This is a genomic window from Streptococcus sp. GS001 (genome assembly GCF_021595565.1).
In the GTDB taxonomy this organism is placed as follows: domain Bacteria; phylum Bacillota; class Bacilli; order Lactobacillales; family Streptococcaceae; genus Streptococcus; species Streptococcus xiaochunlingii.
This window is the reverse complement of the sequence record NZ_JACSYJ010000002.1, coordinates 475652-499786: the sequence shown is the minus strand read 5'-3', so window position 1 is coordinate 499786 and position 24135 is coordinate 475652. Positions and strand designations below refer to the sequence as shown.

Sequence of the window (24135 nt, the reverse complement as noted above, 5' to 3'; positions counted from 1 at the left end):
GAAAACAAAAAAAGCTCTAAAAATAGAACTTTTTAATGATTTTCTAAGATGTTAAAATGACAAACTGCCCCCAAAAGATTACTTGAGTTGTGGTAACGAGCTGCTTGAATCTCCACTAAAGAAAATCGTTGCTCCCCACTTTCCTCCATCAGGCTTTTATACTGATGGTTAATCTTTTCTAAAAGAAGGGGTTGACTACTAATTCCCCCACCAATCGTCACTTTTTCAAGCCGAACCAAAGACTGAAGGTTATAGATTAGGATCGCAATTTCCCGACAATAAGAAGCAAATAAGTCTTGCAATTCCTCATGATGACCAGCTTCAAGGACTTCAAAAACTTGAACTCCATCTTCTTCAGGCAATTCTAAGAGCCGACTAGCATTAGTAACAAAATTGACTGCAGAGCCTAAATTTTGAACCAAACTGGAAATCCCATGTCTCAAAATCTCGGTCTGATATTGCTTTTGTTCAGGAGTCACTTGCTTCTCACCTAAGCTTGGCCAACGAAGATAATCCTTGAGATTCCAGGTGGAAATTAAGGAACCGTTGGAAGTCAAGGCTAAGCCTACCCCAGTTCCTAACACAAAGGTTGCGCCACAATCACAATCCTGGAGGTTTCCAATTCGTGCTTCTGCCAAGCCTGCAGCATCCCCATCGTTGAGGACGGTCACAGGGACTTGAAAAGTCTTATTTAAACGAGAAGCTAAAGGAATATTCCTTAAATAAGGAATGAGGCCACCTTTGAAGACAAATCCCAGTCGACTATTGATTTCACCCGGACAAGAGATGGCGATCCCAGTGATTCGATTCTGGAACAAGCAAATCACGCGCTCAAGAGCTTCCCAGAATTCCTCAATAGTAGCTGGTGTCGGAACTTTAGAGGAATCACTCACCTGATAGGCTTCATCCACTAAGGCATATTTAATAAAGGTTCCGCCAATGTCAAAGGCTAAGAGCATTTCCTTCCCTCCTAATCAACATCCGTCATGGACTTAATGGGTTCGAAGCTTCGGCGATGGATAGGGGTGACCCCATGTCTTTCCAAGGCCTCAAGATGATTGTTTGTCCCATACCCCGCATTCTGAGCAAAATCATAACCTGGATACTCTTGGGCATATGCTGCCATCATCTGATCTCGTGTCACCTTCGCCACAATAGAAGCCGCTGCGATAGACAGAGAATTAGCATCTCCTTTGATGATGGATGTCTGAGAAATAGGGAGATCCAATTTCATAGCATCAATCAAGAGGTGTTGAGGTCGTGGGTCCAATTCTTGAATAGCCTCTAGCATGGCTAATTTGGTTGCTTCATAAATATTAACCTGATCAATGACCCGATTATCTTTTATCCCAATCCCGACAGAGAGAGCCTGATCTAAAACCGCTTGATAAATAGCATAGTGCTTCGATTTTGGAATTTTCTTACTATCGTTTAAACCTGGTATCTTACAATTTTCCGGCAGAATGACGGCTGCTGCGACGACAGGGCCAGCCAAAGGGCCTCTCCCTACTTCATCCACACCTGCAATAAGATGAATCCCTTGAGCATAAAGTTCTTTCTCATAGGCTAGCATTTTTTCCAAACGCAAGTCTTCGTCCACTTGTTTTTGGAGTTCGCGTTTTCGTTTGCTGATAGCCGCTTGAACGCCTGCTCGACCATCAAGGATCAACTCTTCAAATAAGGGATGATCCAGCCTATCAATCGTTGCCAAACACTCTTTGATTTCTTTAATCGTTGGCATCTACTTCACCTACACGATCAAGGGAATAGCGACCCAAACGACCATCACGTACATCCTTGACGAACAAGCTGTAAAAGCGATCGTAATCATCTCGGAAGCCTAAGCGTTGAGTCATTTCCATGATGATTTCTGGCGCTTCCTGCTCCAAATCCATTTGCTTATAGCGTTCTTGTAACTCTTTTGGGTAATGGGATTTAAAATACTCAAGACCAAAAATAGTCACCTCATCCATTGGCAATAACTGGTCCTTTATGGCACCCGTTAAAGCTAATTTTAGAGCTACATCTTCATCTTCAAATTTTGGCCAAAGAATCCCTGGGGTATCCAAGATTTCGAGGTTCTTATTGGTTTTCAACCACTGTTGCCCCTTGGTCACTCCTGGTTTATTTCCAACAACAGCAATCTTTTTCCCTGCTAAGCGGTTCATCAGCGTTGATTTCCCAGCGTTGGGAATCCCAATAATCATGGTCCGAAGGGTTTCAATTTGAATCCCCCGTTCTTTCTGGCGAGCAATTTTATCGGCCATCAAAGACTTAGCAGCATCTGTAACCTTCTTAACCGTAGATTGCTCTTTGGAGTTGATAGCCAAGGTTTTGATTCCTTGTGACTCAAAATACTCCTGCCACTCTTTTGTAGCGACAGGATCGGCCAAGTCTACCTTATTCAGAATCATCAACTTAGGCTTGTCACCAACAATTTTTGTCAACATGGGATTTTGACTTGATAGAGGCAAACGAGCGTCCACCAAAATTGTCACAAAATCCACAAATTTAATATTTTCTTGTACTTGTCTTCTAGCTTTGGACATGTGTCCAGGAAACCATTGAATAGTTGCCATGTTCTCCATTCCTTTCCAGTTCAGTCTTTTATATTATAACATGTTTTATTGAATTCTCAGCGTCAAATGAGAATACAAAAAATGAAGCTACCTAGGTAACTTCATTTTTTCTATTCCGTCCAATTAATCAACGATTTCAATTGATCGTCCATTGTATAGGTAAAAGTATCTATATTTCTAGTAAAGGAGTTCTTCAAATCATTCTGATCAGAAAAGTTTTGAAAATCATACTTCTTAGAATCTTTTTCAAAAGTCTGAATAGTTTTTCCAGGATTTTCATGAGCATTGTCTTTCCCATGATTTTCAACCTGTTCAATAACTGTAATTTTCGAAATTACAATATAACTTGTTTTTGTTTTACCATAGGAGGTATTGGTAATAGAGTATACATAGATTAGCTGTGGGATTTTGGAATCAAATGTACCTCCCCAGTCAACTCCATCTTTTATTGCCGCAAAAGCCATCCCTTCAAATTTTGGAAGGACTTTGTAATTGCGATCAGCCACATAAGCCTTTGCTGCATCCTCTACATTTTTAGAGATGGCTTCTTGTGTATCCTCATCCACTTTTGACAAGGAAGTCACATAAGCCCCTTCCTCAAAATCGGCCAAAGTGACCTTGTATTTCATACTGTCTTTTCCTTTCTCAACAGTTTGACCGTTTTCTTTCAACGCATTCTTACCACTTTCATTGAGACGAATTTCAATTTCATCTCCAACTGCAATGGGATCATTACTTGAAACTTCATTTCCATTCAGATAATAATCAAATGGAAAACCATATTTAGCGGTTTCCTTTGCAACAATTTCTACATCTTTTCCTTCAAATTGAGAAGGTTTTGATAAAGTTCCATTTGGAGAAATGCCCTTGATTTTTGGATAAAAACCCTGAAAGGGGTCAACACCTACAAGCGGGATTAGATCTGCCTCCTGAGTTACAGATGTACCAGTAAAGTGAAGGCCAGGTATCATGTTTTCAAGATCACTTTTATCGTAAAGTAATTTAACCGTAATTTTATCGTGGTTGTTTAGGTTCTTTCGCTCTTTTACATCTATCAGCTCATCCCCTTTATAAACGCTAAATTCTACTTTTGAAACTAACTGATCAATATTGTAATTTGAACTCTCCGTTTTGGATTGATCCGCTTTAAGTTTCTTCTTGATATCCCGGTCTAAATTTTCCTTATTTAAACTAACTGACTTCTCAACAATAAATCCTTCACCATCATTCCCTTTGATTTCCAGCTTTACATAATCCTCTAAATTAATGGTGTCACTGCTTCCACGGTTCAATAGGAAATAACTTGCGACAGCAATGACAGCAAGAAGGACAAAAATCCCTGCTAAAATTCCTCTAATGTTTCTTTTTGGTTTTTTAGGTTCTGGGGCTTGAGTTGGACTTGGCCCTAATTGAACTGTCTTTGGTTGAAAAGCAACAGCTTTTGTTTCAGCTTTGACAGCTACTTGAACTTTAGCACCACATTTAGAACAAAAGGCATCACCAGCATTGATGGGTGCCTGGCAATTGGTACAGTTTTTCATAAATCATCTCCTTATTTTTTATCGAGCGTCCTTACGCACAGAAGTCAATACTAGGGAAGTTGCGACCATAAATAGAGCTGAAAAAGCAATCAAGACTCCCCAATTTCCAAGAATCGCAAGTAGATCATAAGCATAGGTTCCTACCCCATCTTTTTGATAAACTTGCCAGTCAGTATGACCTTGAGACGGGACCAAATTGTTCATGTTTGCAATCCGAAAGAAGGCCGTTGTTCCCCATCTCGTAATCGTTGCATGTGAGATCCACACTAAAAATGGAATTTTTTCATCCAAAGATTGGAGAAAATTTGAAAACAGCAGTTGAACCATCAATACTAGCGGCATGGCTGTCATCGCTTGGGACGATTTTTTGACAAATGCCGAAATCAATAAGGCCAACATATCGGAAGTAAAAATCACCAAGAACAAAGTAACCCCAAAAAGAACTATCTGACTTCCATTTCCTTGAGCATGTGGATAAAGTATAACAATGGTTCCTATCATTAAGACAGCTTCGGCTAAACAAAGAACCAACTCTGTTAATACACGTGCCGCTACATAAGAAGGTAAGGACAAGCCTTTAATTTGGTACTCAAACTTGATGACTTTTCTCTCATTACAAATACTGGTCACTGAGTTAAAGAGACCAATCCAGAGAGCTGCAGAAATAAACATGATCGAAGAAGTTCTGGTAATGTGGTATTTATTAAAAACTTCATTAGCATTAAAAGCGATCGAAATGATGAAAGGAAGGAGAATCGCTTCTGATACAAAAAATAGAGATTTTTTGTTGATGAGGAGTCGAAGGAATTTACTAAAATAAATCGAGACTTGCTTCTTATCCAGCATGGACACCTCTCCTTTCATTTTCAAACCATAGCACATATCGGTCAACAAGAGCTGCATTTTCAGCTCCTGAAATTTTATGGACGATGTCTTCTAAGCTATTAGCCGCAAAGACTTTTAGCGCATTGTCAACAGATCCAAAGTAACAAAGTCTTCCGCATCCTTCCGAACTCTTTCCAACCACCATGACCTTGTCAAAGAGATGACGAATACGATCGGGTGTATGTGTGATAACACATAAGATTTTTCCTTCATCCGTAATCTCTCTCAGTGTGGTCATGACCTCCATGACCATGCTCCCATCAACACCGGAATCCGGCTCATCCATAAAGAGAATCTTAGGGCGCGTGATGTATTCCATTGCTATTGTAAGTTTTTTCTTCTGGCCACCTGAAAGAGAAGAACACTTAGATCCTTTTACCGATTCTAAATCCAACTTTTTCAGAACTGATAGGACTTCTTCTTTTCGAAGTTCAGGATTTTCTGCTAATTCAGATGGGCCATAGAGTTTGGCTGCATCTTCTAAATTCTTATAGACCGTATCTTCCATTCGGTAATGCTCATCCGGAGATTGAGGAGCGAGGGTGATCACCCCTTGTTTCTTCCCATCACTTAATAAATCCACTCCATTAAAATAAGCACTGGTATTTGAATAAACAAGTCCTGTCACTGCTTCCATAAAGGTTGATTTCCCAGCACCAGAACCACCCAGAATAAGTATCATCTCCTTAGGTTTAAATTCTACCTGAATGTCCTTAAGAATGGTTTTACGGTTTAAGAGATTTCCGACTGTTACATCTTGAATAGCAATCGTCAGTGATGAATGAGAAAAGTCCTGGCACTCTCTAGTTGAAACAGATGGATCTGCAGCTGCTGACTGAAGATCTTGGTAAATGATCTGATCTCCTAGTCTGACAACCAACTGATTTGATAAAACTACACAATCAATCCTAGCAAGCGAGGACAAATCCACCGGAAATGCATCTTTTTCAATGGTCTTCCATTCTAGGGATTGCATTTCTACAATGATGAATTTTGAGCGAAAAACATGGCCGTCAGCATCACAAAGGTGGATAATGGAACGATGATTTAATAGAGCACGTTGATTTTTCTGATAGATCACACCATCCACCTCAATCATCCCAGACAAACAATCAAGAAACCATTGATCATCAAGAAAACGGAAGACAGCAATAGAAGGGGACTGATAATCATCAGCCAGATGCAAATCTGCCTGACTCCCTTGAGATATACCATCAACGCTTAAGCCATCAAAAAGTGGAATAGCAGAGAAATCCCTATTAAGGTAGGTAAAGATGGTTGGATTCTGCATAAATATAGCCCTTTCAAGAAAAATAAATTGCTAGACAGTCAAAACCACCCTATGAAGGGTGGTTAGACTCTATGGTATTTACTCCACGAGTGATTTACTAACTAGTGGTTTAGCTTAGCGAATTTGTTCAAAGTGCAAGTGAACAGCGATGTGATCTCCATAACCACTTCTTTCCAAATCGCGTTGCAAACGATAAGAAATATAGTGTTCTGCAATGGTAATATAACCAGCACCAAGTAAACGGTGCTCAACCATTGATTGGATCATACTGATTGTGGCACGTTCCACTTTCGCTTCTTCCAAATCCATCACAACTTTTTTAGTCACTTGCGCCAAGTTTTGGCGAAGATCATCGGTCAAGACATAGACTGTTTGTGCTGCCTTCAAAACAGCTTGATAGATTTTATCTGGATCAAATTCTACAACTTCACCACTACGTTTAATGACTTCCATCTTATTCTCCTTGATCATCAATATACTTCTATTATCTAAATAAATAGGGGATTTGTCAAGAATCTAAAACATCAATAATCCGGACGAAGAACTCCCGTAATGATTTCTTTGGTCGCGTGGTAATCCCCATCCACTACAACCTTGATGATGCGCTTCGCTTCCTCAGCAGGAGCTGGCACTAATGGCAAACGAGTCGGACCAGCTTCAAAGCCCATATAGTTCAAGACTGCTTTAACAGGAGCTGGGCTTGGATAAGAGAAGAGAGCATTGACTTTCGGGATAAATTGGCGCTGAATGGCCGCCGCTTTTTTAATATCATTATTCTCAATGGCTAGGAACATTTCGTGCATTTCATCCCCATTGGTATGGGAAGCTACTGAAATCACACCATCTGCCCCAAGGTTCATGGCATGGAAAGCATCTCCATCCTCTCCTGTATAAATGAGGAACTCCTCTGGCTTGTGCTCGATTAGATAAGCCATATTGGCAAGGGTTGTACACTCTTTCACCCCAATGATATTTGGATGTTCCGCCAAACGAAGCATGGTTTCTGGTGTCATTTCGACAACCACGCGCCCAGGGATGTTATAGATTATGATTGGCAAGTTAGAAGCGTCTGCAATAGCCTTAAAATGCTGGTACATACCTTCTTGAGAAGGTTTGTTATAATAAGGGACAATCGCTAATCCGGCAGCAAAACCACCAAATTGGTCCACTTCTTTTACAAACTCAATCGAGTCGCGAGTTTCATTGGTCCCGACACCAGCAATCAAAGGAACCCGTCCGTTGACTACCTTTTGGACCGCTGCAAAAAGTTCCAATTCTTCATCGTGCGTTAGAGTTGGGCTTTCCGCTGTGGTACCAGCTAAAAGAATCCCATCTGTGTGATGAGCCAAAAGATGTTCGATGAGTGGAGGAATGGCTTCGAAATTTATCGAACCATCTTCATGAAAGGGAGTGATAAAGGCAGTGATCATTCTACAATTTTTTAAATCTTGATAAGACATACATACTCCTTCTTGAGACAACCATAGGGAAGAGGGACAGCACCAAAAGTTGATAGCTGTCCCCTATACACTTTATTTAGTTAATGAATCATTTCAACTCAAACTTCAATTCGGCTGTTGGGTGTACTAGACCACGTTCATGAAGGGTTTCTGCAATTTGAACTGAGTTCCAAGCAGCACCCTTGAGAAGGTTATCAGATACCACCCACATATGAATCCCTTTTTCAGCATCCAAGTCTTTACGAATACGACCAACAAAGGTATCGCGAGAACCAACCGCATTGATAGCTTGTGGATAGATTTGGTGAACCACATCGTCTTCAAGAACTGCACCTGGAAAGGCAGCAATCGCAGCTTTGACTTCATCGATTGGAGCCACTTCTTTTGTTTCAATATAAACAGACTCAGAGTGAGCTGACAAAACTGGAATACGTACACATGTTGCTGAGACAGCGATGCTATCGTCTTCCATGATTTTCTTTGTTTCATTGGTCATCTTCATTTCTTCATATGTGTAGTCATTATCAGTGAAGACGTCAATTTGAGGAAGGGCGTTAAAGGCGATTGGGTAATGTTTCTTATCGCCACCTGATGGCAAGATTTCCGCATGTAAATCACGTGGATCCACTCCGTCATTCAATACTTCACGCAATTCACGTTGAGTTTCCAGAATGGCTCCCATACCAGCACCTGAAACAGCTTGATAAGTTGAAACGATGATACGGTCCAAGCCCCATTTTTGACGAACTGGTTCAAGAGCTACCATCATTTGAATCGTCGAACAGTTAGGGCAGGCAATAATACCATTGTGAGTATCTAGCGCGTGAGCATTTACTTCAGGAACAACCAGTGGCACATCCGGGTTTTGACGGAAGTAAGATGTATTATCAACAACTACTGCTCCTGCTTTAACAGCATATGGTGCATATTTAGCTGAAGTTGATCCTCCAGCCGAGAAGAGAGCGATATCTACTCCTGCAAAAGCCTCTTCAGTTGTTTCTTCAATGGTCACGTCTTGCCCTTTGAATTGCAAGACTTTCCCTGCTGAACGCGCAGATGCTAGATAGCGAATCTTATCGATTGGAAGACTTGATTCTTCCAACATTTTGATCATTTGTGCACCAACGGCACCTGTAGCACCGACAACAGCAACTGTATATCCCATAATAAAACCTCTTTCGGAATTTTCTAAAAATTTGTGAATTTTATCTATTATACTATTTTTCCTAACAAATGAAAAGTGTATTTTACACTTATAAAAACAAAATAATCCCGATCTAAGACCGGGATAGTTTCTAGATATAGAATAGCTTTTATTAAAAATTAATGGATTTCATAATCCAAATCACTCAAATCCTTCTTGCCTTGAGTATCTTCCAATAAAAACTGCACCTGTTGCATCCCTTTGATACCCGCCACTAGTGAAGTTGGGAAGGTTACTATTGCTTGGTTGATTTGGCTAATATTACTATTAACAATACGTTTAGAAGCTGCCAAATCTTCATTTTCGTCTGCAATTTCTTTTTGCAAGGCCAAGAATTGGTTAGAAGATAAGAGATCTGGATAGTTTTCACCGACCGCACGAATTTGTGCCAAGACATCATTTTGATTGGCAATAACTTGGTTGGATTCTTGGATAGAGGCACCTTGACGAAGGGCTACTAATTCGGTAAAGACTTTCTCTTCATGTTTGGCGTAGGCCTTAGCTGCCTTCAACATTTCAGAAATGGTATCGTAGCGTTTTACAAGAATAATATCAACCGTTCTCTTTGCTTCTTCAATCATGACCTGATAACGATTCAAGCGATTGCTTTCACCGATAAACCACATAACAATGACAAGAGCAAAAACGACAATGGCAATAAATAATCCTAACATAGTTATTCTCCTTTAAATATATTGGTTAATTCATCAATGAGATCAATCACCCTACAGAGTTTTTGATACTCTGCAGCAATCGAAAGACTTTCGATTGCATCTTTTCTATTCGGTGTTGGGAAAAGGTAGCGGTTAGTATATAAGGAAATATAGAGTGTATCTTGTACTAAATACACACACATAGCATTTTGAGAAATTTGCTGATCAAACCATTCTAGTATCTTGGGTTTTAAGAATTTTCGAGCAGCCAGTTCATCTGTACAATAGATATTGTAATTTTCATTGTTTTGGATATCTTCTGTTTCAATTTGGACTTCATTAGGTCCAGCACCCGGATAGGCACCTTTTAGTTCTCTTTTTAAAAACAAAGATTTCTTGGTTGGAACAACTCTCAAGTGCCCTGGAAATGAGATAGGAGCTTTTAAAGAAAAAATCTGACCAGCAAAATCTTCAACTTCTTCTCTGACCGTATGAGTTTCCCCACTAGAGTCTCTCTTTGTTCGCGTCTCAATATGATAAGCATAGAGATTGGCTACTACGAGATTCTTTTCATCATGGAAAGACAATTGATGAAAGAGATCAAACTTAGTCGATCTCGGACTAATGACCTGCAGGACATTCATTGGGTAGTCAGCTGTCAGAGTTAGCTCCGCTTGAGGAAAAACTTCTTTCAGGATGGGACAAAGAAAATCTGTAATATAAATCTCTTCATTGGATCGAACCTGATCTCCGAATAAGGCTTTTCGTTTTTTGTATGCTGGTAAATAATAAAACACCACTACAAGAAGAATGATAACAATCGCTGCTCGCCATCTAACAAGTTGGAAGGAGAGAAAAGCTAGAATACCACCAAGAATAGTGGCGTTTCTCCAATGAATATTATTCTTCATTTGTTCCTTCATAATGAGCAACTTAGCCTGATATTGTTCTAATTTTTCCAGTTCACTGATACGTTGAAACGTTTCTTGTGACCACTTGTTGTTTGGACTGTTTTGATCATACACTATAACCATCTCCTTTCAAACACAAATGAATCCATTTATTTACATCATTATATCACCGGTAGTCATAAGAGGCAAACAAATTTATGTATTTGCTTACAATGAATTTTTACAAAAAAAATCCCCTACCAAACGGTAAGGGATCGAGGCATCTTTCGATGAGAACAGCCGGTTCACACAACTGTTCAAGGTCCGCTCCTGCGTTACAATTGAATGTAGACCTCCTCAGCGCAAAAGGCTCCTAAGAGCCAATCGACTCATCGCATGAAGCTAGTCTACCATGAAATCACATGAGCTGTCAAGAGGCTCGTTCTAGACTTCCTTTTAAATAACTTAAAAGAAATTGAGCAGAGCTAAGCTCCTTCTATTTTTTACATTAGGGGCTTTACAAGCCCTTCGATGGTCTTTTGCATCCAGACAATATCATGCCATTGGTCAAATTTATAGCCAATTTTAGGAAAATGAGCAACTTTCACATAGCCTCTTTTCTCATGGAGGGCAATGCTAGCTGGATTTGGCAGAGCGATGCAAGCTAAGAAACGTAAATAACCACGTGCCTCCAACTCCGACTCTAACGCCTCATACAAACGAGAACCCAGTCCTTGCCCACGATGATCTTGATCTACATAGACGGATATTTCCACCGCCCAATCATATGCTGATCGATCATAATAGGTCGACGCATAGGCATAAGCAAGGACTTGGCCGTCTTCTTCAGCTACTAAATAGGGAAAACGTTGAAGGATCTTTTCGATACGCCCTTCAAATTCCTCAATTGTCGGAATCTGGTATTCAAAAGTAATGGCTGTTTTCTCAACATAAGGAGCATAAATCCTGACAAGTTCAGGAGCATCTTTAAGAGTGACTGGTCTTATCTTCAACATGGTCTTCTCGCTTTCTATTTCTCTATTATACCCCAAAAGCACAAAAATAGAGGTTGTCCGCCAACCTCTATATATGTTTGTTAGAACAAGCCTAAAGCAGTACCATCTTCTGCTACATCCATGTTCAAAGCAGCAGGACGTTTTGGTAATCCAGGCATGGTCATCACTTCACCTGTCAAAGCGACAACGAAGCCTGCGCCAGTCTTAGGTACCAGTTCGCGAATGGTAATGTCAAAACCAGACGGCGCCCCGAGGAGACTTGGATCATCTGAAAAACTATATTGGGTCTTGGCCATACAAACTGGTAACTTGTCCCAGCCATTTTTCACGATTTGAGCAATCTGTGTTTTGGCTTTTTTCTCAAAGACAACATTGTCAGCACGGTAAATTTCTTGGGCAATCTTAGTGATCTTTTCTTCAACAGAAAGGTCATTATCATAAAGACGAGAGTAGTTGGCTGGACTTGTTTCAAGTGTCTCCACTACTGTTTCTGCTAGGGCCAACCCTCCGTCAGCACCATCAGCCCAAACGCTCGCCAATTCAACAGGAACTTGAATAGAAGCACAGAGTTCTTTCAGAGCTGCAATTTCAGCTTCTGTATCTGTGACAAATTCATTAATAGCTACTACTACAGGAACTCCGAACTTACGCATATTTTCTACGTGGCGCTCCAAGTTCGCAAAACCTGAACGAACAGCTTCTACATTTTCTTCAGAAAGAGCATCTTTGGCAACTCCACCATTCATCTTCAAAGCACGGATCGTTGCAACAATCACCACTGCAGATGGGCTAACAGGAAGATTTGGCGTTTTGATATCCAAGAATTTTTCAGCTCCCAAATCCGCCCCAAAACCTGCTTCAGTCACCACGTAATCGGCTAAACGAAGAGCGGTTGAGGTAGCTAAAACAGAGTTACATCCATGGGCAATATTAGCAAAAGGTCCCCCATGAACAAAGGCTGGAGTTCCATAGATGGTTTGGACCAGGTTTGGCTTGATCGCATCTTTCAGGATTAAGGCAAGCGCCCCTTCTACTTCTAAATCACGGACATAAACTGGACTACGATCATAGCTGTACCCGATCACAATATTAGCCAAACGGCCTTTCAAGTCTTCAATATCTGTCGCCAAGCAAAGGATGGCCATAATCTCAGAAGCAACAGTGATATCAAACCCATCTTCACGAGGAATCCCATTGAGAGGGCCACCGAGACCGACAGAAACATGACGCAAAGCACGGTCATTCAGGTCCACTACTCGTTTCCAGATAATCCGACGTTGGTCGATGCCTAGCTCATTTCCTTGATGCAAATGATTGTCGATTAAAGCTGAAAGAGCATTGTTGGCTGTCGTAATGGCATGCATGTCACCCGTGAAATGAAGGTTGATATCCTCCATAGGGAGAACTTGGGCATAGCCTCCACCTGCTGCTCCCCCTTTAATCCCCATTACTGGACCTAAGGAAGGTTCACGAATGGCAATCATGGTTTGTTTCCCAATTTTATTTAAAGCATCTGCCAAACCAATGGTGATGGTAGACTTCCCTTCACCTGCTGGAGTCGGATTAATAGCTGTCACCAAGATAAGTTTTCCTGGCTCTTCCTTCTGAACCGCTTGGATCTTATCAAAGGTTAATTTCGCCTTGTACTTTCCATAGAGTTCTAAGTCATCGAACTGAATCCCCAATTTCTCTACCACATCTGTGATTGGTTTCAATTCAATACTTTGTGCAATCTCGATATCTGTCTTCATCTGAATCTCCTCACTATTTTATAATCCTATTATACAGAAATTTTGCGAGGATATATATTTTAAATGTCAAACTTTTTTTATTCGTTCGGATTTTGCCTTTAAAATGGACCTTATCAGCCTTCATTCTAATTTCTTATACCCTTCTATATGAAATAACTATGAGTCCCTTCATCGTCTAGTCTACCGCCTTTGCATCCCCTTGATCAACAATCGTAAGAGCCGTGTTCCTGGCTTTACTAAAATTTAAAATTCTTGTAAAATAAGCCTATGAATATTTTGATTACTTCCGGTGGGACGAGTGAAAAGATCGATCAGGTTCGTTCGATTACCAACCATTCCACTGGTCAACTTGGAAAAATCATTTCCGAACGTTTTTTAGAGGCAGGTTTTTCTGTGACTCTGGTAACAACTCCAACTGCGGTTCAGCCTAAAGAACATCCTCATTTAAGAAAGATATTTATCAAAAATGTCGCTGAACTTCAAACAGTCCTTGAAAAAGAAACTCCAACTCACCAGGTGCTCATCCATGCTATGGCCGTCTCTGACTACAGCCCTGTCTATATGTCAGGCTTTCAGGCTGTCAAAGAAGCTAGCAATTTAGAGCATTTTCTTCATCAAACCAACCAGGAATCGAAAATTTCTTCAGAAGAAGATTACCAAGTTCTCTTTTTGAAGAAAAATCCTAAGTTGATTTCCTTAGTAAAAACGTGGAATCCATATATTCGCTTGATTGGCTTTAAACTGCTGGTTGATGTAGCACAGGATCAACTCCTATCCGTTGCTCGTGCTAGTCTCGAAAAAAATCAGGCAGAAATGATTGTTGCCAATGACTTAAGCGAAATTCAAAATGAAAAACATCGAGCTTACTTAGTTACGAAAGATACTACTCAAATAGCCGAAACGAAATTGGACATTGCTCAAAAAATTTACCATCACATTAGGAACAAAGGATAAAACCTATGGCGAATATACTACTGGCTGTAACTGGGAGCATTTCTGCCTATAAGGCAGCGGACCTCACCAGTCAATTGACTAAGCTCGGTCACCAGGTAAAGGTTCTGATGACTCCTGTAGCTACAGCTTTTATTACTCCTCTAACACTTCAGGTCCTCTCCAAACAAGCTGTCCTGGTAGAGGTCATGACAGAAGAGGATCCAAAACAAATCCAACATATTGACTTGGGGAAAGAGGCCGATCTTTTTCTAGTCGCACCTGCTAGTGCCAATACCATTGCAAAATTAGCCCACGGCTTTGCAGATAATATCGTAACAAGCACTGCTTTGGCCCTCCCGTCTGAGGTGAAGAAATTCCTAGCACCCGCTATGAATACCAAGATGTTGGACCACCCAGCTACACAAAACAATCTTGAAACCCTAAAAAGCTACGGCTACCAAATCATCCCACCGCGCGAAGCTTTACTAGCTTGTGGCGATCAGGGATCTGGCGCTTTAGCTTCCATCGAAACCATTCTAACTACTATACAGGAGTCGCTCTCATGAGAAAATCTTCTTCATCCATTGCACAAATTTCTATCTTCTTCGCTATCATGGTGACCATTCATTTTACATCAACCATGATCTTTCAATTCTTCCCCTTTCTAATTCCACCGACCTTCGTCCATATTCCAGTGGTCATTGCCTCTATTCTTTATGGACCTCGTATTGGTGGGACCTTGGGACTCTTGATGGGACTCTTTAGTCTCACCATCAACACTATCGTTCAGCTACCAAGTAGTTATTTATTCAGTCCCTTTGTTGAAAAAGGAAACATTTACTCTCTGATTATCGTACTGGTTCCCCGTATCCTCATCGGGATCACCCCTTACTTTGTGTACAAGTTGATTCATAATAAATCCGGACTGGCAATCGCTGCAGCGGTTGGATCTTTCACCAACACTTTCTTTGTGCTTTCAGGTATTTTCATCTTCTTTTCAAAAAATTATCCAGGTGGTATCCAAGCCTTCCTCGCTGCTGTTTTAACCACCAACTCATTGATTGAGGTCCTAGCGACAGTCATTCTGACACTAGCTATCATCCCACCTCTCTCAAAAGTTAAGAATTCATTATAAGTCATTTTCGTTTATCACACTTTTCAAATGAAGGTGTGATTTTTTGTGGACACTCAGCATATAAATTTGAAAACAATTGCTATTGAATCTAGTTTTTTCAGAAAAAAAATGCTATAATGTAAGCGATTAATTTATAGAAATAAGGAGTTGCACTATGACTTATCAAGAAAACTTCCAAAAATGGGCTGATTTCGCTGACCTACCAGATTATCTTCGTCGTGATTTGGAAAACATGGATGAAAAAACGAAGGAAGATGCCTTCTACACAAACCTTGAATTCGGTACCGCTGGTATGCGCGGATTGATTGGTGCTGGGACTAACCGTATTAATATCTACGTTGTTCGTCAAGCAACTGAAGGTTTGGCTCGTTTGATCGAATCTAAAGGTGGAAATGAAAAAGAACGTGGTGTAGCCATCGCCTACGATAGCCGTCACTTCTCTCCAGAATTTGCCTTTGAATCAGCAGCCGTTCTTGCAAAACACGGTATTAAATCCTATGTCTTTGAAAGTCTCCGTCCAACTCCAGAACTTTCATTTGCTGTTCGTCACCTCAACTGTTTTGCAGGGATCATGATTACAGCTAGCCACAACCCTGCTCCGTTTAACGGATACAAGGTTTACGGTGAAGATGGTGGCCAAATGCCTCCACACGACGCGGACGCTTTGACAACCTACATCCGTGCCATCGACAATCCATTCGCTGTAGAAGTTGCGGATGTTGAAGCTGAAAAAGCAGCTGGTTTGATTGAAGTCATCGGTGAAGCTATTGATGCTGAATACCTCAAAGAAGTCAAAGACGTGAACATCAATCCTGCCTTGATTGAAGAATTCGGTAAAGACATGAAGATTGTCTACACTCCACTTCACGGTACTGGTGAAATGTTGGCTCGTCGCGCTCTTGCGCAGGCAGGATTTGACTCTGTACAAGTCGTAGAAGCTCAGGCAACTCCAGACCCAGACTTCTCAACGGTTAAATCTCCAAACCCAGAAAGTCAAGCAGCCTTTGCACTTGCTGAGGAACTTGGTCGTCAAGTTGGTGCTGATGTTCTTGTTGCAACAGACCCTGACGCTGACCGTGTCGGTGTTGAAGTCCTTCAAAAAGATGGTAGCTACCTTAACCTTTCAGGTAACCAAATCGGTGCTATCATGGCTAAATACATCTTGGAAGCCCATAAAAATGCTGGTACTCTTCCAAAAAATGCAGCCCTTTGCAAATCTATCGTATCAACTGACTTGGTAACGAAGATTGCTGAAAGCTACGGCGCAACTATGTTCAACGTTCTGACTGGTTTCAAATTTATCGCTGAAAAAATTCAAGAATTTGAAGAAAAACACAATCACACTTACATGATGGGATTTGAAGAAAGCTTCGGTTACTTGATTAAGCCATTCGTACGTGATAAAGATGCCATCCAAGCTGTCCTTGTCGTTGCTGAGCTTGCTGCTTACTACCGCTCTCGTGGTTTGACACTTGCTGACGGTATCGAAGAAATCTACAAAGAGTACGGCTACTATGCTGAAAAGACAATCTCTGTTACACTTTCTGGTGTTGACGGTGCTGAGCAAATCAAAGCGATCATGGCGAAATTCCGTGAAAACGGTCCAAAAGAATTCAATGGAACTGCCATCGCTGTCGTTGAAGACTTCAAAGCACAAACATCTACTGCTGCTGATGGCACTGTAACAGCCTTGACAACTCCTCCAAGTGATGTATTGAAATACACACTTGAGGATGGTTCTTGGATTGCCGTTCGCCCTTCAGGTACAGAACCAAAAATCAAGTTCTACATTGCCGTTGTTGGTGAAAGCAACGAAGATTCTCAAGCTAAAATTGCTAACATCGAAGCTGAAATCAATGCCTTTGTAAAATAAGCAACCACAAAAGATGAGATCAACCAATCTCATCTTTTTTTCGTATCAAAATACAGCATTTTTTCGCCCTTTATGGCATACTAGATTTATAAGAAAGCGAGGTAATCTCATGGAACAATTTTTAGAAGATATTAAAGATCTTGAAGTAACCACTGTTGCGCGTGCGCAAGAAGCCATCGATCAAAAAGAAACAGCAACCTTCTTTATTGGACGTAAGACTTGCCCATATTGCCGTAAGTTCGCTGCTAAATTAGCAACGGTAGTAGCCGAAACTAAAGCCCATATCTACTTCATTAATAGTGAAGAACCAAGTCAACTTGATGCTTTGCAAGCCTTCCGCTCTACCTATGGCATTCCTACTGTTCCTGGATTTTTACATATCGAAGCCGGTGAAGTTACCGTTCGCTGCGACTCATCCATGTCAGAAGAAGAAATCAAAGCATTCGCTCATCTATAAAAAATTGAGGCTGGGACAAAAGTCCTAGCCTCTCAATTGTTTTTGGATTGTCGAGCAAGACGCAGTGGTTGAGTGGGCTCTACTACGCTGATTTCATCTGCTTTTAAAGCCCTACTCAACTGTGCGGAGGTGGGACGACGAAATCGAATTCTAACGAATTGCCGATTTCTGTCCCACTCTCAATTTTCATTTTCTGTAAAAGTCGTCCAAATCTTCTGCTGGGGTTTGGCAAAAGGATAGGCCGAAAATTCTTCCGGTTTTAACCAAATAGTCGATTCACTGGTTGCTTGTTCTCCTTCTTTTACCAGTCCGTACCGGATTTGAACCTGCCACTTGCGGTGCGAAAAGACATGCTGGACCATGGGATAAGTTCTCTCTTGCCAATCAATGACTAAGTCATAGTCCTGTTCAAAGGAGAGAATCTCTAGATTACCCTCTGCTTGTTCTTTCTCGTCCAGCAGAGACAATTGGTCCAGGTTCTCAGATAGACTATCCACTTCAATCAAGGGAAAATGCCAGAAGCCTGACAAGAGTCCTTCTCGCTCATTTTTCTCCAGCAAGTAGCGCCCTTGACTATCCTTGATAATAAAGGCTGTAAGATAGACTGGTACTGGTTTCTTCTTAGGAGCCTTGATGGGATAACGATCCATGGTCCCATGTTGGTAGGACGCACTAAACTCCTTGACAGGACTCTCTTCCGGCCGTGGGTTGACTGGGGACTCGATATCTGAGCCCAAATCCATCAAAGCCTGATTGAAATCACCCGGACGCTCTGGATCGATCAAGACTTCCATCATGGCTTGAAAAATCTTACGATTAGTCGGAACTCCGATATCGTAGTCAACCTCAAACAAACGAGCTATAACCCGCATGACATTGCCATCCACTGCTGGCTCTGGCAAGCCAAAAGCAATACTGGCAATGGCACCAGCTGTATAAGGTCCAATTCCCTTGAGTTTTGAGATAGCCTCATAGCTTGATGGGAAAACACCCCCATGGTCCTCCATGATTTGCTGAGCAGCTTTCTGCATGTTGCGGACTCTCGAGTAATAGCCCAAGCCCTCCCAAGCTTTTAAGAGCTTTTCTTCTGGAGCCTGAGCTAAATCCGCAATGGTCGGAAACCAATCCAAAAAACGCTCATAATAAGGAATAACCGTATCGACACGTGTCTGCTGGAGCATAATCTCTGAAATCCATATTTTATAAGGATCCTGCGTCCGTCTCCAGGGGAGATCCCGTTTATTGGCATCATACCAGGCTAATAACTTTTCTCGGAAAGAGGCAATTTTTTCCTCCTCCCACATGATAATCCCGTAATCTTTTAAATCCATCATATTCCTAGTATACCATAGAATGACTTCTACTTTAGAGATTCTGACTCTACCATAAAAAGGCCTAGGAAATCCCTAAGCCTTTCAATCATTCTTATTGTTCCACAGCTTGAGCTGCTGTGATCAAGGTCAATTTGTAAACGTCATCTGCATTACATCCGCGAGAAAGGTCGTTAACTGGTTTGTTCAAGCCTTGCAAAACTGGTCCTACTGCAGCAAAGCCACCGAGACGTTCTGCCATCTTGTACCCAATGTTACCCGCCTCAATACCTGGGAAGATAAAGACATTGGCTTGTCCTGCCACCTTGCTTCCTGGAGCTTTCAATGCTGCTGTTTCTGGTACAAAGGCAGCGTCAAATTGCAATTCCCCATCAATTTCAAGGTCTGGACGAAGTTCATGAGCGATTTTTGTTGCTTCCACAACTTTATCAACACTTTCACCGAAACCAGAACCTTTGGTTGAATAGCTCAACATGGCGATTTTCGGATCGATACCAAACATCTTGGCTGTGATAGCAGAGTTGATGGCAATTTCAGCCAAGCCTTCAGCATCTGGATTGATGTTAATCGCACAGTCTCCAAACAAGTAACGTTCAGAACCACGAACCATGAGGAAGGCACCTGAAGTGCGTTTGACATTTGGACGAGTTTTGATAATTTGAAGGGCTGGACGAACAGTTGCAGCTGTTGAGTGAATCGCACCTGAAACCATACCATCAACGATTCCTAGATGTACCAACATAACACCAAAGTAGTTGACATCGTCTTGCAAAATTTGACGCGCTTCTTCTTCTGTCATTTTACCCTTCCGACGTTCTACCAAGGAAGCTACCATCTCATCAAAGCCTGCGTAAGAATGCGGGTCGATAACTTCGTATCCTTCCAAAACTCCTTCAATTTCAAGGTAAATACGAATCTTATCTGGATTACCAAGCAAGACAGGTGTAACGTCTGTTTCCTTTACAATCCGTTTTGCTGCTTGCAGAATACGAGGCTCTTCCCCTTCTGGTAACACAATACGAGCATTCTTACCAACGAGGTTGGCTTTGAGGCTTTCAAAAACTTCCATGAGTTTCTCCTTTGAAAAAAATTAAATATTTGATAACTGTTTTAAAACTTGGCTGAAATCATCTGGCAGAGAGCTTTCAATTCGGAGCTCCTCTTCCAAAAAAGGATGATAGAAAGCCAAGGAATGGCAATGCAAGGCTTGTCGAAGAATCCCATCTTCTAACGAACCTCCATAGAGATCATCTCCCAAAAGTGGAAAACCAATATGAGAAAAATGAACGCGAATCTGATGGGTCCGGCCTGTATGCAACTGGATATCCACCAGATGAATATCACCAAAAGACTGGACAACTTGGTAGCTGGTATGAGCATACTTGCCACCTTTTGCTACCTTTCGGGTAATAATGGAGTCTTCATCACGCGCAATGGGGGCTATGATATCCCCCTTGCTTTCCAACTTACCCTTGCCCTTTACCAATGCAAAGTAACGTTTTTGAATCGTCTTAGCCTGAAGTTGCTTATCCAAGCGAGCATGAGCATAGCCATGTTTGGCAAAAAGCATGATCCCACTGGTATCCTTGTCTAAACGGGTGACAATATGAACGAGCTGATTTTCATACTGATTGCGAACATAGTAACCCTTGACAAAGTTCGCAATGGTGTTGGAATGAAGGGAGCTAGGAATGGATGCCACTCCTGCTGGTTTGTTGATAACCAAGAAATGATCGTCTTCGTACAAGATTTCCAAATCACGATCAATGGCCTCCAAAGCTTCATAACCTTCCTCAGAGGGAATATCAATCGTTACCTTGTCTCCGATATCCAGAAGATAAATGGCATTTTGTTCGACGCCATTGATTAAAATCTGGCCTCCAGAAAACTTGATCTTGGCCAATAAGCCTTTTGAAACCTGATGTTTCTTCAGAAAGGTTTTAACCTTGACATGTTCATCTGCAATAAACTCGAACCTCATTCGTCAATATCTCCGATAAAGGCATCCTTGACCCGATTCCAGAAACTGGTATGACTTGGACTCGCTACGAAATTGATCTTGTGGTTATCAATCTGGTACTCGATATGGGCGATATTTCGATAGGAATAGGTTGAATTATCAACAGAGAGAATGTGAAAACCTGGCCGGCTAGGCGTGATTTCAATCTTATCTTTTTTGGGAACAATAATCGATGACCCCAAAGTTCGATAGACACGATTATTCAGACTAGCGATTTCAGCAATCTGAAGCGCTTCGATCGTCGGGTGAAGCACAGCTCCTCCCAAAGATTTGTTATAAGCTGTGCTACCTGTAGGGGTCGAAACCGTAATGCCATCCCCTCTGAATCGCTCAAAATGAACGCCATTGATGGTTAAATCAGCCACCATGGTTCGATCGCTTCGCTTAATCGTCGCTTCGTTAAGGGCTCGCATAATCTTCGTATCCCCATTATCAAAAGTCACTTTAACATTCAGGATTGGGTAGGATACCTTGGCACCTGTATCGAACTTGAGATTTTCTACCAACTTGTCAATCTCATCATCTAAATAGTCCGTATAAAATCCAAGATGCCCCGTATGCACCCCAACAAAACGAACCCGATCTAATTGACTCTCGTACTTATGAAAAGCCGAGAGCAACATGCCATCCCCGCCGATAGAGATCACGATATCCGGATGCTTCTCCGTTAAGATAAAATTATTCTTTTTTAATTTATAACGAAGTTGTTGAAAAACCTCTTCGCTCTGGCGTTTTCGATTTCGAATAATCGAAACCTTTTTACCTGTAGTCCTCATCTGTATCATCACTATTTCCGACGCCATCATTTAATTTACGATGCATTGGATCAAAAAGAGCTTGCGCCTCCTGAATGGCATCACGAATGGCACCCATTTCCTCATCGAGTTGATAAGCCAAATTCGCGGTGACTTCAAGACGCTTCTTAATCTCGTCCGGAAAATCTCCTTTATATTTGTAATTTAATGAGTGTTCAATGGTGGCCCAGAAATTCATAGACAGGGTACGAATCTGAATCTCTGCCAAAATCGTTTCATAGCCATTAATGGTATCTACTGGATACTCTACCACTACATGATAGCTTCGATACCCACTTGATTTCTTGTGACGAATATAGTCTCGTTCTTGAACCACGCGCATATCCTGACGCTTCCGCAAGACTTCTAGGACTTCATCTACGTCGTCTACAAATTGAACCATGACCCTCAGACCAGCAATATCTTGCATATCTTGAGCCAGGTTCTCTTCAGAAATACTTCTGCGTTCCATCTTTTCGAGAATACTCTCAATCGGCTTCACACGACCGGTCACAAACTCGATTGGGGAATGCTTTTGTTGTTTGCGGTACTGCTTTCTTATCCCACGAAGTTTAATCTTCAATTCTCCAACTGCTTGGATATAGGGATCTAAAAAATTTTCCCAATCAATCGCCATTGAATCACCTTGTCATCTCAAAGTTTTTTGTATAAAATAAACACATCTATTATTATATCATAAAGAGCTTGCAAACGAAAGAAAAGGACGTAGCTATGAATCATTTAGAAATTGAATTTAAAACCTTACTAACCGAGGGGGAGTACCATTCTCTAGAAGACTTTTTCAAAGACCAAACACCTATCCGACAAACCAATCACTATATTGATACGCCCGACCATGCTATCCGGAATTATCGGATGGCCTTGCGAATTCGTACCTTAGCTGATCGGGCTGAGCTAACCCTTAAAGTACCGCAAGATGCGGGACATTTTGAATACAATCAAGCCCTTACTTTTGACCAAGTAGAAACCTTTCTATCCAAGAAGAAACTCCCTCAAGGTGAGATTGCCAGCTTTCTCACTGATTTAGACATTCCTCTAACTTCCTTAGATGTCTGGGGAAGTCTAGAAACAGAGAGACAGGAGAAAAGAATCCCTAAAGGTTTATTAGCTTTTGACCGTAGTCGCTATAACTCTATCGAGGACTATGAGTTGGAGATGGAGGTGGATGACGCCTCAGATGAAACTTATTTTCACGAATTTCTCAAAGAAAAACAAATTGAATACAAGCCAGCAAAAAGTAAAGTAGCAAGATTGGCTCAAAGTTTGCTAAATAGCTGAAATTACTGAATTTTTTTGCTAAAATAAGACTAGACAAAAATATCTAAATGAGGATCAAACACATGTCAGAAAAAAACAATATGAAGCTCTTCGCACTCAACTCCAACCAAGAAATTGCACAAAAAATTTCGGAAGTTGCTGGCATCCCACTCGGAAAGCTTTCTTCACGTCAATTCTCAGATGGTGAAATCCAAATTAATATCGAAGAAAGTGTGCGTGGATATGATATTTACATCATCCAATCTACCAGCTTCCCTGTTAACAATCACTTGATGGAATTGTTAATCATGGTAGATGCTTGCCAACGAGCAAGTGCCCATACCGTAAACGTGGTCCTTCCATACTTTGGGTATGCTCGTCAAGACCGCACTGCTGCTCCTCGCGAACCAATTACAGCAAAATTAGTTGCCAACATGCTTGTCAAGGCAGGGGTAGACCGTGTTGTAACCCTCGATCTTCATGCGGTTCAAGTACAAGGCTTCTTCGATATCCCAGTAGACAACTTGTTCACGATTCCTCTATTTGCTGATCACTATATTAAACAAGGTTTAACCGGTTCAGATGTAGTGGTTGTCAGCCCTAAAAATTCTGGAGTGAAACGCGCACGCAATCTTGCAGAATATCTAGATGCCCCAATTGCTATCATCGACTACGCCCAAGACGACTCTAGCCGTGATGAGGGCTACATCATCGGAGATGTTAAAGGTAAAAAAGCAATCCTGATCGATGATATTCTAAATACAGGAAAAACCTTCTCTGAGGCTGCAAAAATTGTTCAACGCGACGGCGCTACTGAGATTTATGCCGTTTCTAGTCACGGACTTTTCGTTAAGGGAGCTGCGGAATTACTAGACCAAGCACCGATTAAAGAAATTTTAGTTACAGACTCTGTAGCAACCAAAGAACAAAAACCAAAAAATGTAAAATACATTACTGCAAGCGAATTGATTGGAGATGCCCTTGTTCGTATCCAAGAGCGTAAACCAGTTAGTCCACTCTTTGCATACCACAAGAAATAAGGTG

25 protein-coding genes are annotated in these 24135 nt (G+C 41.3%); 7 read left to right on the top strand and 18 right to left on the bottom strand.

Going from position 1 to position 24135, the window contains the following annotated elements:
* Positions 1 to 32: 32 nt before the first annotated feature.
* From H8S88_RS06010 to H8S88_RS05950, 13 genes are all read right to left on the bottom strand, one after another.
* Positions 33 to 959 carry an ROK family protein gene (locus H8S88_RS06010; protein ID WP_236128147.1) on the bottom strand — a complete coding sequence of 309 codons (927 nt, stop codon included), beginning with the start codon at positions 957 to 959 and terminating at the stop codon, positions 33 to 35.
* An 11-nt stretch (positions 960 to 970) separates the two neighbouring features.
* Positions 971 to 1741 carry a ribonuclease HII gene (locus tag H8S88_RS06005; protein ID WP_236128146.1) on the bottom strand — a complete coding sequence of 257 codons (771 nt, stop codon included), beginning with the start codon at positions 1739 to 1741 and terminating at the stop codon, positions 971 to 973.
* Positions 1728 to 2579, bottom strand: coding sequence for a ribosome biogenesis GTPase YlqF (ylqF, locus tag H8S88_RS06000; RefSeq protein ID WP_236128145.1), 852 nt, complete (start codon positions 2577 to 2579; stop codon positions 1728 to 1730). The genes H8S88_RS06005 and ylqF overlap by 14 nt, the downstream gene beginning before the upstream one ends.
* Positions 2580 to 2689: 110 nt before the next feature.
* Positions 2690 to 4120 (bottom strand): zinc-ribbon domain-containing protein, encoded by a 1431-nt coding sequence (locus H8S88_RS05995; protein WP_236128144.1) that lies wholly within the window; start codon positions 4118 to 4120, stop codon positions 2690 to 2692.
* 18 nt (positions 4121 to 4138) lie between these two features.
* On the bottom strand, positions 4139 to 4966 hold the full coding sequence (locus tag H8S88_RS05990) for an ABC transporter permease (RefSeq protein ID WP_048788995.1): 828 nt from the start codon (positions 4964 to 4966) through the stop codon (positions 4139 to 4141).
* The gene (locus H8S88_RS05985; protein ID WP_236128143.1) at positions 4956 to 6296 is read right to left on the bottom strand and encodes an ATP-binding cassette domain-containing protein; all 1341 of its coding nucleotides are present in this window, start codon (positions 6294 to 6296) and stop codon (positions 4956 to 4958) included. The genes H8S88_RS05990 and H8S88_RS05985 overlap by 11 nt, the downstream gene beginning before the upstream one ends.
* Positions 6297 to 6410: 114 nt before the next feature.
* On the bottom strand, positions 6411 to 6749 hold the full coding sequence (locus H8S88_RS05980) for an ATP cone domain-containing protein (RefSeq protein WP_006597242.1): 339 nt from the start codon (positions 6747 to 6749) through the stop codon (positions 6411 to 6413).
* A 71-nt stretch (positions 6750 to 6820) separates the two neighbouring features.
* Entirely contained in the window at positions 6821 to 7756 is a 936-nt protein-coding gene (dapA, locus tag H8S88_RS05975) for a 4-hydroxy-tetrahydrodipicolinate synthase (RefSeq protein WP_048715961.1), read from the bottom strand.
* Positions 7757 to 7844: 88 nt separating this feature from the next.
* Positions 7845 to 8921, bottom strand: a complete 1077-nt coding sequence (locus H8S88_RS05970) for an aspartate-semialdehyde dehydrogenase (protein WP_236128142.1) — start codon at positions 8919 to 8921, stop codon at positions 7845 to 7847.
* A gap of 158 nt (positions 8922 to 9079) precedes the next feature.
* On the bottom strand, positions 9080 to 9634 hold the full coding sequence (locus H8S88_RS05965; protein ID WP_236128141.1) for a LemA family protein: 555 nt from the start codon (positions 9632 to 9634) through the stop codon (positions 9080 to 9082).
* Between the two features lie 2 nt (positions 9635 to 9636).
* A complete protein-coding gene (locus H8S88_RS05960) occupies positions 9637 to 10647 on the bottom strand; it encodes a DUF3137 domain-containing protein (protein ID WP_236128140.1) in 1011 nt (336 codons plus the stop codon).
* A gap of 359 nt (positions 10648 to 11006) precedes the next feature.
* Entirely contained in the window at positions 11007 to 11519 is a 513-nt protein-coding gene (locus H8S88_RS05955) for a GNAT family N-acetyltransferase (protein ID WP_236128139.1), read from the bottom strand.
* An 80-nt stretch (positions 11520 to 11599) separates the two neighbouring features.
* Positions 11600 to 13270 carry a formate--tetrahydrofolate ligase gene (locus H8S88_RS05950; RefSeq protein ID WP_236128138.1) on the bottom strand — a complete coding sequence of 557 codons (1671 nt, stop codon included), beginning with the start codon at positions 13268 to 13270 and terminating at the stop codon, positions 11600 to 11602.
* A 267-nt stretch (positions 13271 to 13537) separates the two neighbouring features.
* Between H8S88_RS05950 and H8S88_RS05945 the strand changes: the two genes are divergently transcribed.
* The 5 genes from H8S88_RS05945 to H8S88_RS05925 all read left to right on the top strand — a co-directional run bounded on the left by H8S88_RS05945 (position 13538) and on the right by H8S88_RS05925 (position 17668).
* On the top strand, positions 13538 to 14224 hold the full coding sequence (locus H8S88_RS05945) for a phosphopantothenate--cysteine ligase (protein ID WP_236128137.1): 687 nt from the start codon (positions 13538 to 13540) through the stop codon (positions 14222 to 14224).
* Between the two features lie 5 nt (positions 14225 to 14229).
* Positions 14230 to 14769 carry a phosphopantothenoylcysteine decarboxylase gene (gene coaC, locus H8S88_RS05940; protein WP_236128136.1) on the top strand — a complete coding sequence of 180 codons (540 nt, stop codon included), beginning with the start codon at positions 14230 to 14232 and terminating at the stop codon, positions 14767 to 14769.
* Positions 14766 to 15338 (top strand): ECF transporter S component, encoded by a 573-nt coding sequence (locus H8S88_RS05935; RefSeq protein WP_236128135.1) that lies wholly within the window; start codon positions 14766 to 14768, stop codon positions 15336 to 15338. The genes coaC and H8S88_RS05935 overlap by 4 nt, the downstream gene beginning before the upstream one ends.
* Before the next feature lie 154 nt (positions 15339 to 15492).
* On the top strand, positions 15493 to 17211 hold the full coding sequence (locus H8S88_RS05930) for a phospho-sugar mutase (RefSeq protein ID WP_236128134.1): 1719 nt from the start codon (positions 15493 to 15495) through the stop codon (positions 17209 to 17211).
* A gap of 109 nt (positions 17212 to 17320) precedes the next feature.
* Complete coding sequence (locus H8S88_RS05925; RefSeq protein ID WP_236128133.1) at positions 17321 to 17668, top strand: thioredoxin; 348 nt, start codon at positions 17321 to 17323, stop codon at positions 17666 to 17668.
* Positions 17669 to 17847: 179 nt separating this feature from the next.
* Here the strand turns inward: H8S88_RS05925 and mutY are convergent, their stop codons facing one another.
* The 5 genes from mutY to H8S88_RS05900 form a co-directional block, all read right to left on the bottom strand.
* Positions 17848 to 19002, bottom strand: a complete 1155-nt coding sequence (mutY, locus tag H8S88_RS05920; RefSeq protein ID WP_236128132.1) for an A/G-specific adenine glycosylase — start codon at positions 19000 to 19002, stop codon at positions 17848 to 17850.
* A gap of 91 nt (positions 19003 to 19093) precedes the next feature.
* Positions 19094 to 20068, bottom strand: coding sequence for a phosphate acetyltransferase (pta, locus tag H8S88_RS05915; protein WP_195549828.1), 975 nt, complete (start codon positions 20066 to 20068; stop codon positions 19094 to 19096).
* Between the two features lie 21 nt (positions 20069 to 20089).
* The gene (locus H8S88_RS05910) at positions 20090 to 20980 is read right to left on the bottom strand and encodes an RluA family pseudouridine synthase (protein ID WP_236128131.1); all 891 of its coding nucleotides are present in this window, start codon (positions 20978 to 20980) and stop codon (positions 20090 to 20092) included.
* A complete protein-coding gene (locus H8S88_RS05905; protein WP_281281320.1) occupies positions 20977 to 21795 on the bottom strand; it encodes an NAD kinase in 819 nt (272 codons plus the stop codon). The genes H8S88_RS05910 and H8S88_RS05905 overlap by 4 nt, the downstream gene beginning before the upstream one ends.
* The gene (locus H8S88_RS05900) at positions 21779 to 22450 is read right to left on the bottom strand and encodes a GTP pyrophosphokinase (RefSeq protein ID WP_061563942.1); all 672 of its coding nucleotides are present in this window, start codon (positions 22448 to 22450) and stop codon (positions 21779 to 21781) included. Before H8S88_RS05900 ends, H8S88_RS05905 begins: the two co-directional genes overlap by 17 nt.
* Positions 22451 to 22545: 95 nt before the next feature.
* Here H8S88_RS05900 and H8S88_RS05895 point away from each other — a divergent pair, with 95 nt between their 5' ends.
* Positions 22546 to 23112: a CYTH domain-containing protein gene (locus H8S88_RS05895; protein WP_236128130.1), complete on the top strand. Its 567-nt coding sequence runs from the start codon at positions 22546 to 22548 to the stop codon at positions 23110 to 23112.
* Positions 23113 to 23174: 62 nt separating this feature from the next.
* The gene (locus H8S88_RS05890; protein ID WP_048788987.1) at positions 23175 to 24131 is read left to right on the top strand and encodes a ribose-phosphate diphosphokinase; all 957 of its coding nucleotides are present in this window, start codon (positions 23175 to 23177) and stop codon (positions 24129 to 24131) included.
* The last annotated feature ends 4 nt before the right edge of the window (positions 24132 to 24135 follow it).

Coding starts and splice junctions, on each gene's coding strand:
- H8S88_RS06010 (WP_236128147.1), bottom strand. CDS start 959: ATGCTCTTAGCCTTTGACATTGGCGGAACCTTTATTAAATATGCCTTA.
- H8S88_RS06005 (WP_236128146.1), bottom strand. CDS start 1,741: ATGCCAACGATTAAAGAAATCAAAGAGTGTTTGGCAACGATTGATAGG.
- ylqF (WP_236128145.1), bottom strand. CDS start 2,579: ATGGCAACTATTCAATGGTTTCCTGGACACATGTCCAAAGCTAGAAGA.
- H8S88_RS05995 (WP_236128144.1), bottom strand. CDS start 4,120: ATGAAAAACTGTACCAATTGCCAGGCACCCATCAATGCTGGTGATGCC.
- H8S88_RS05990 (WP_048788995.1), bottom strand. CDS start 4,966: ATGCTGGATAAGAAGCAAGTCTCGATTTATTTTAGTAAATTCCTTCGA.
- H8S88_RS05985 (WP_236128143.1), bottom strand. CDS start 6,296: ATGCAGAATCCAACCATCTTTACCTACCTTAATAGGGATTTCTCTGCT.
- H8S88_RS05980 (WP_006597242.1), bottom strand. CDS start 6,749: ATGGAAGTCATTAAACGTAGTGGTGAAGTTGTAGAATTTGATCCAGAT.
- dapA (WP_048715961.1), bottom strand. CDS start 7,756: ATGTCTTATCAAGATTTAAAAAATTGTAGAATGATCACTGCCTTTATC.
- H8S88_RS05970 (WP_236128142.1), bottom strand. CDS start 8,921: ATGGGATATACAGTTGCTGTTGTCGGTGCTACAGGTGCCGTTGGTGCA.
- H8S88_RS05965 (WP_236128141.1), bottom strand. CDS start 9,634: ATGTTAGGATTATTTATTGCCATTGTCGTTTTTGCTCTTGTCATTGTT.
- H8S88_RS05960 (WP_236128140.1), bottom strand. CDS start 10,647: ATGGTTATAGTGTATGATCAAAACAGTCCAAACAACAAGTGGTCACAA.
- H8S88_RS05955 (WP_236128139.1), bottom strand. CDS start 11,519: ATGTTGAAGATAAGACCAGTCACTCTTAAAGATGCTCCTGAACTTGTC.
- H8S88_RS05950 (WP_236128138.1), bottom strand. CDS start 13,270: ATGAAGACAGATATCGAGATTGCACAAAGTATTGAATTGAAACCAATC.
- H8S88_RS05945 (WP_236128137.1), top strand. CDS start 13,538: ATGAATATTTTGATTACTTCCGGTGGGACGAGTGAAAAGATCGATCAG.
- coaC (WP_236128136.1), top strand. CDS start 14,230: ATGGCGAATATACTACTGGCTGTAACTGGGAGCATTTCTGCCTATAAG.
- H8S88_RS05935 (WP_236128135.1), top strand. CDS start 14,766: ATGAGAAAATCTTCTTCATCCATTGCACAAATTTCTATCTTCTTCGCT.
- H8S88_RS05930 (WP_236128134.1), top strand. CDS start 15,493: ATGACTTATCAAGAAAACTTCCAAAAATGGGCTGATTTCGCTGACCTA.
- H8S88_RS05925 (WP_236128133.1), top strand. CDS start 17,321: ATGGAACAATTTTTAGAAGATATTAAAGATCTTGAAGTAACCACTGTT.
- mutY (WP_236128132.1), bottom strand. CDS start 19,002: ATGATGGATTTAAAAGATTACGGGATTATCATGTGGGAGGAGGAAAAA.
- pta (WP_195549828.1), bottom strand. CDS start 20,068: ATGGAAGTTTTTGAAAGCCTCAAAGCCAACCTCGTTGGTAAGAATGCT.
- H8S88_RS05910 (WP_236128131.1), bottom strand. CDS start 20,980: ATGAGGTTCGAGTTTATTGCAGATGAACATGTCAAGGTTAAAACCTTT.
- H8S88_RS05905 (WP_281281320.1), bottom strand. CDS start 21,795: ATGAGGACTACAGGTAAAAAGGTTTCGATTATTCGAAATCGAAAACGC.
- H8S88_RS05900 (WP_061563942.1), bottom strand. CDS start 22,450: ATGGCGATTGATTGGGAAAATTTTTTAGATCCCTATATCCAAGCAGTT.
- H8S88_RS05895 (WP_236128130.1), top strand. CDS start 22,546: ATGAATCATTTAGAAATTGAATTTAAAACCTTACTAACCGAGGGGGAG.
- H8S88_RS05890 (WP_048788987.1), top strand. CDS start 23,175: ATGTCAGAAAAAAACAATATGAAGCTCTTCGCACTCAACTCCAACCAA.